Origin of the sequence: Microcoleus sp. Pol12B5 (assembly GCF_036701335.1) — a bacterium.
Lineage (GTDB): Bacteria > Cyanobacteriota > Cyanobacteriia > Cyanobacteriales > Microcoleaceae > Microcoleus.
Genome location: NZ_JAUBQQ010000078.1, coordinates 21,153 through 27,661, shown reverse-complemented (window position 1 = coordinate 27,661; position 6,509 = coordinate 21,153). Strand labels below are relative to the sequence as shown.

At 44.3% G+C, this 6,509-nt stretch carries 7 protein-coding genes; 4 read left to right on the top strand and 3 right to left on the bottom strand.

Translation table 11 applies throughout. The annotated features are described in order from the left end of the window. Window positions 1-284 precede the first annotated feature (284 nt). The gene (locus QUA24_RS23575) at window positions 285-578 is read right to left on the bottom strand and encodes a hypothetical protein (RefSeq protein WP_333232508.1); all 294 of its coding nucleotides are present in this window, start codon (window positions 576-578) and stop codon (window positions 285-287) included. Window positions 579-912: 334 nt separating this feature from the next. On the opposite strand from QUA24_RS23575, the gene QUA24_RS23570 reads away from it, so the two are divergent. Next, on the top strand, window positions 913-1,431 hold the full coding sequence (locus tag QUA24_RS23570; protein ID WP_333232506.1) for a helix-turn-helix domain-containing protein: 519 nt from the start codon (window positions 913-915) through the stop codon (window positions 1,429-1,431). Window positions 1,432-1,626: 195 nt separating this feature from the next. Here QUA24_RS23570 and QUA24_RS23565 read toward each other — a convergent pair whose 3' ends face one another. Next, window positions 1,627-2,151: a hypothetical protein gene (locus QUA24_RS23565; RefSeq protein ID WP_333232504.1), complete on the bottom strand. Its 525-nt coding sequence runs from the start codon at window positions 2,149-2,151 to the stop codon at window positions 1,627-1,629. Window positions 2,152-2,325: 174 nt separating this feature from the next. After that, on the bottom strand, window positions 2,326-3,363 hold the full coding sequence (locus tag QUA24_RS23560; RefSeq protein ID WP_333232502.1) for an NADP(H)-dependent aldo-keto reductase: 1,038 nt from the start codon (window positions 3,361-3,363) through the stop codon (window positions 2,326-2,328). Window positions 3,364-3,559: 196 nt separating this feature from the next. Here QUA24_RS23560 and QUA24_RS23555 point away from each other — a divergent pair, with 196 nt between their 5' ends. From QUA24_RS23555 to QUA24_RS23545, 3 genes are all read left to right on the top strand, one after another. Then, the gene (locus tag QUA24_RS23555; protein ID WP_333232500.1) at window positions 3,560-4,699 is read left to right on the top strand and encodes a DegT/DnrJ/EryC1/StrS family aminotransferase; all 1,140 of its coding nucleotides are present in this window, start codon (window positions 3,560-3,562) and stop codon (window positions 4,697-4,699) included. 149 nt (window positions 4,700-4,848) lie between these two features. After that, entirely contained in the window at window positions 4,849-5,724 is an 876-nt protein-coding gene (gene crtB / locus QUA24_RS23550; RefSeq protein WP_333232512.1) for a cyanoexosortase B, read from the top strand. Then, window positions 5,724-6,443, top strand: a complete 720-nt coding sequence (locus QUA24_RS23545; RefSeq protein WP_333232498.1) for a cyanoexosortase B system-associated protein — start codon at window positions 5,724-5,726, stop codon at window positions 6,441-6,443. The genes crtB and QUA24_RS23545 overlap by 1 nt, the downstream gene beginning before the upstream one ends. Window positions 6,444-6,509: the final 66 nt, after the last annotated feature.

The window sequence follows — 6,509 nt, the reverse complement described above, 5'->3', positions numbered from 1 at the left end:
GACCCCATCTTTTTTTACCTCACGTTGGGCAAATCCGCCACTGGTGGGGCTTTTGACGGGGTTGTCACCCCGTCAGGTCTGCGACTTTGCAGAGTTTTTGCAGGAAAAACAGGAAAAAGTGCGATCGTATTAAGCATTTAGGTGAAGTGCGATCGCCTTTTACCATTTTCCTATTTTTTGGATGGGAAGGGCGATCGTACTTTTTACCAGATTCCTAGCGTTTGGGCTGATTCGCGATCAGATAAGTTTTTGTCTGAGTGCTAATCATCAGAAAGGTTACATAGCTATTGAGCTTGTCCAAACTTAGCTATGAATTTGTAAATTTCGTAATTACTCAGGCGGTCAAAGTCTGGCGGGTTAAGTATGCCCCTGACTTTGACTACCCCTTGGGCTTTGGCAATCAGTTCAAGCTTTTCCGAATTCAAGTCATCTATTGTGTGCGGTTTCTGTGCTTGAACATTTGGAGCAAGCTCAGAAACCATACGGAGTAACTCCAAAACCATACGGAGTATCTCAAAGCCATGAGGATGATCGAGTACCTTTTCTAGTAGCGATCGCGGGTGATTTTGTGGTATCATTGTTCTAAGTCTGTAAAAAAGAGCAGAATCTTTACAGTGGCCTGATGCATACGAGCGCAGCCACTCTAGGATTCGATATTACGAAAAATAGAAAACATTAGAGCGTCCTCCGACCTGGCAGTTTGAGGGCGTTTTGTTTTCTATTTTAAAACTGTAACACCTTTGAGATCAATTGGCAAGATTAGCGTGCAGGAGTCTGTCGCAAAAATAAATGCACGACCGGAAGTGTATTACCTTATAAATGATATACCTTTTAGATACTTAAAAAAATAACCTTCTAAATATATAACCTAACTTACGCATCAAGTGCATATTACCTAGACATCAAGTGCATATGTTAACATATGCACTTGATGCACATTCGCTCATGCACATAAAACATATGTCGATCGAAAAAAATCACCAAGATGACGGGGAAGACTGGGATGAGTTGCTAATCGATAATATTTTTTTGGGGGATGACTTGCCTAAACAGCCCCCCCAGCCCACGGATAAGAATCCCAAAAATGACTCACCCCTGCCGCTTGTCCATTCCGACCTGGACGAGTATGGTCTAGACCCCTACGAGTTCCGGCTCTATGCCCATGTTGTTCGCAGGACAGGAGGAAAACTCCACGGTGAGTGTTTTGCTAAACTGAAGAAAACAGCAGAAATATGCCACATGAGCGTCAGAAAAGCCCAATATGCCCTAAAAACTCTATGTGATGCGGGTTTAATACAGAAGGAACAGCGTAGGGGACGTACTGACGTGTACAGACTAACTTCCAAAAGCAACTGGAAGCCAAAAGAAGAACTCAAGCAGATTCGGCAGAAAGCCAAAGAGTCTAAAGTTGAGGACTCAGAAGAAGAGTAAAATGCAAACAAGCTAAACCGTGGTACGGGCAGGGCGCCCGTACATCATCTGCGGTTAAAATATTCGTAAGATAAATTAAGAGTTAGGTGCGATCGTCCTTAACACTTTACTAAATTAAATATAAAAGTTATATATAAATGGCTAAAAGATAAATTAAGTGTTAGGTGCGATCGCCCTTCACACCACCAAAACAAACTACTTGCTCAATACCGCAGCATCCGTACTGCTAGCAAAAGCCGGACTAATAAACTCGTCCTTCTCTTCCAACGTGATGTAACCCTTATCTACAGCTAGCTGCATCACTTCCTGAAGAAAACCTCTCAGCACATCTAATACGTGAGTGCGATCGAACTCAAACTGCTTTTCCCAGCACGAAGTCCCAAACTTGATCCAAGTGCAGTTAATCTTATTGTCGATCGGTACCAACATAATAGTGAACCAACTCTCACCAAAGTCTATTTCTATTGGTTTACCTTGCGATAGCTTCGCAATTTCCTTGGGAAAGTAATTGTCAATCATCATACAGATATCTGGATCTAAAAATACCTCTTTTTGAGCCTCACCTATTTCTATGAAAACTTTATGGTTGTATTCAAAACAGAAACATCGCCATCCCATTTCAAAATGAGAAAGCTCTCCCAATGGATCTTCAGGAGGATCTGCGTAGTTTTCTAAGAAACGCTCGGATAATTTAAAATTAAATTTTTGACTGCTATTCATCGCTGTTCATCCTAAACAATATAAAAACTTAATAAGTTGGGTTTCGTTTCGTGACCTCTACCCAACCTACTAATACCAAATTCGCGGTAAATTTTGCCTCTATTTCTTAGTCCGCGAAGGCGGACTTTGTTTGTGTAGTAGCGGTTTCAACCGCCGATAGAGGGAGTAATAAACTTACGGTGTCGGATTCGGATACTTAGCGTGCACCGCATTGATTTCCGCTATAATCTCCCGATCCAAATTCACCTCCAAACTACCGACATTTTCCTCCAACTGTCCGAGGCTGGTTGCACCGATAATAGTGCTAGTTACAAACCAGCGCGATCGCACATACGCCAAAGCCATCTGCGCCGGACTTATCCCATTTTTACCCGCAATCTCAACATACGCTTTCACCGCATCATTCAGATTAGTTTTATCGTAACGCTGACCAAATCCCGCAAATAAAGCCAACCTAGAATTTTCGGGAATTCCATTCAAGTATTTCCCGGTTAACAGCCCAAATCCCAAAGGACTATAAGCCAGCAATCCCACATTCTTAAAACGGCAAGTTTCGGCTAAATTCAAGTGAAATGTCCGATTGCTCAAACTGAAAGCATTCTGAATCGAAACAACCTTCGGCAAGCCGTGTTTTTCAGCCAACGTGCAAAACTCGCAAACTCCCCAAGGCGTCTCGTTACTCAAACCCAAATAGCGGATTTTCCCAGCTTTAATTAAGTCAGCAAATACCTCTAACTGTTCCAAAATCGGTACTGTTTCGTGCTCTTGGGCGATGTCGTAATCCGGCGCGCCAAATAGCGGGACGTAGCGGTCTGGCCAGTGGATCTGATAGAGGTCGATGTAGTCAGTTTGCAAGCGCTTCAGGCTGTCATTCAGGGCTTTTTCGACATTTGGGCGATCGATCTGATTTTTACCTTCCCGAATCCACTTTAATCGAGTGCTTCTCCCCGCTACTTTAGTCGCTATAATGACTTTATCCCGCTGCTTTTTCGTCAACCATTCGCCAATATATTCCTCTGTTTTTCCCTGAGTTTCCGCCTTTCCAGGGACAGGATACATTTCTGCCGTATCGATAAAGTTGATTCCTCTATCGATCGCAAAATCAAGCTGTTGGGCGGCTTCTTCAACGGTGTTCTGCTGGCCGTAAGTCATCGTACCCAAACAGATTTCCGATACAGATAAGTCGCTGTCGCCTAGTTTTGTGTATTCCATAAGTTTGATGGCTGGAAAATTATCTAATTCTATATTACCGAAAAAGTTTGATTTAATTGACAGCTCCAGAAAAGTGCGATTTGCTGTCTCCTCTCTTCCTCTTTTTCTCTGCGATCTCTGCGCCCTCTGCGGTTAAAATATTTTAAAATCTATCTGCAATTCAATGTTAAGATAAATAATTACTTCCTGATGGTTTATGAGTAACAGTCAGCCCAAAGTTCCTTTTGTAAATCTCTCCCTGCAACACCAACCAATCCAATCTCAAATAACAGAAACAATTGGAAAAATTATCGAGCAAGGAGATTTTATTTTAGGCCAAGCCCTCGCGGAATTTGAAATAGCATTTGCAGCAGCTTCTGGAGTAAAATACGGCGTAGGAGTGGCTTGTGGAACAGATGCGATCGCTCTGGGACTCCAAGCTTGCGGCATTAATCCGGGCGACGAAATTATCATACCCGCGAACACTTTTATCGCCACCGTCATCGCCGTCCTCCAAGCCAAAGCTATACCTATTCTTGTAGATTGCGACCCGGAAACCGCCCTGATTGACCTCACAGCCGCCGAAACAGCAGTTACCTCGAAAACTAAAGCAATTATCCCCGTACACCTCTACGGTCAAATGGTATCGCCTGGGCAGCTTTTAGATTTTGCAAACCGCCACGATTTAATCATATTTGAAGATGCGGCCCAAGCACACTTAGCCCAAAGAGAAGGATACCGCGCGGGTTCCATTGGGAAAGCAGCAGCATTCAGCTTTTATCCCAGCAAAAACCTCGGTTCTTTTGGCGACGGCGGGATGTTAATTACTAACGATGCAGAGCTCGCAGAAAAAATGCGAACTCTCCGTAATTACGGAGCACCCAGCAAATATTTGCACACAGAAATCGGTACCAACAGCCGCCTCGACAATTTGCAAGCCGCCGTGCTCAATGTTAAATTGCCTTACTTAGAAAAATGGAATCGTGATCGCACCGACGCTGCTCAACACTACAATACTCTACTAGCACCATTGAAACATAAAGGCATTGTACCGATCGCCAACCACAGCAGCAGCGGTCACATTTATCACCTCTATGTTATCCAAATTACTGAGGAAAGCTCGATCGACCGCAACACCCTTCAGGAAAAACTCGCCCAACACGGCATTCAAACAGGTATACACTATCCCGTACCTTGTCACCTGCAACCCGCCTACCAAAACTTAGGCAATCGGGGCGACTTCCCCCACGCAGAAACCCTGTGCGAACAAATTTTATCATTGCCAATGTATCCCGGATTGAGCAATACTCAGATCGAGCAAGTTGTTCGGGCGATCGTACTATCATTGAATTGCTAATTGTTCATAAAACTTATGCTGCAGGTGTTTCCAGCAGTAGGGTGCGGTTCTCAAAGCGTTTTTGTGGGGAATTAACAAATCTTTAACTGACAGTTAAAAACCCCAAAGCGTTGCGAATCCAGCGCGGCAATCTTAAAACTTCTCAAACCATGCACATCCAGCGCAGAATTCGCATTGTTTTCAAGCGATACTTCCTGGCGGAAGGTATCACGGTGCTCCTAGTGCTGCTGTACGCCCCCCTGCTAGTACACTGGTACGACGGCTGGCTCAACAAAAGCATCAGCCTCGAACACGAATATTTCAGCCACGGACTAATTGGTTTGCCCTACGCAGCTTATACTGCTTGGATGAACCGAAAGTGCTGGCGCAGCTTGCCCAACTCACCGCATCCTTTGGGAGGCTTTTTGCTGGTACTAGCCACGCTTTTTTATGTGAGTCGCTTGAGCGATTTAGTAAATTTATCCCTGCCCGTAATGCTGGCCAGCATTTGCTTATCTTTAAAAGGAATTCCCGGCTTGCAATTGCAGGCGATGCCACTTTTATTCGTATTTCTTGCCTCGCCGAACCACATTCCTTACCTTATAGAACCCTACGCCTTGCCCTTACAGCAATTCATTGCTGAAGCATCAGGCTGGATATTAATTAAGGTTGGTATCAACGTGAGAGTGGAAGAAATTTATCTGTACGTAAACCAGCGCATTGTAGAAGTTGCTCCCCACTGTGCAGGCTTAAAAATGCTGTTTACCAGTCTTTACGTCAGCTTAATTCTACTGGATTGGACGGGAGTTTGGAACTCTCGCAAAAAAAGTCTTTTGTTTTTGGTGATTACATCCATTATTAGCATCACTTCCAACATTTTTCGCAATACTTTACTAACTTACTTTCACGGAACCGGCAGAGAGGCGCTTTTTACTTGGCTACACGCCGGATGGGGCGGAGATTTATATTCTGCTTGTATACTAGGGTTATTGGTACTTGTCCTCAACGGGATGGACAAGTATTTCCCAAGTCATTCTGGCAATTAATGAAACAGATGATTTCAGCACAGAAACTACTGCGGCGGTATCAATTATCTAAAATTATGGTGCTGGTGTTTTTGCTGGTATTAGTTGGGGCAGTAGCAATTCCCGGCTACGCGACGGGAAGATGGCCTTGGACAAACCCACCAACCCTTGCCAACCTCAAGCAATTAAGAAGTGTGCGCCAAAACGGGATAAAAATTCCTGGGTGGCAAGTTATAGCCGTTCAGAATAACGTCCAAATTGGCGCTCACAGATGGTTAGTTCAAGAAATTAAAAAAGATAAAACAATTGCCATTTTATTGCTGTTGCCTCAAAATTACCCCAAAAACCAGCCCCAAGTCGAATGGCTAGATATCGATGGATTTCACCGGTGGCAAACCGATTCTCATCGCACTTTGAGGTTTACAGTTAAATTGGCACCAATACCCGGCCAGCCACCGCCTAATGTCGAGGCGAGGTTTTTCCGAAGCTGGACTCGCCAACAAACTTTTGCTGTCGTGCAGTGGTACGCTTGGCCTAACGGGGGTTCTCCAGCAACCAGCCGCTGGTTTTGGGAAGATAGTATTGCTAGACTCTGGAACCGCCGCGCCTCTTGGGTTGCTGTCAGTATTATCCTTCCCATTCAACCGCAGGAGGAGATTAAGATAGCTCAACCCTTGCTCGAATCTCTCGGTGAAAGTGTTCAGGCTAAATTAATTACAGAAACTTTTCGGTTTGAGTAAGCAGGTAGGTGCAAATAAATCAGCCTAGAGCGTGGGGAGTTTTTGCCAAAATCAACTGATTCCTAG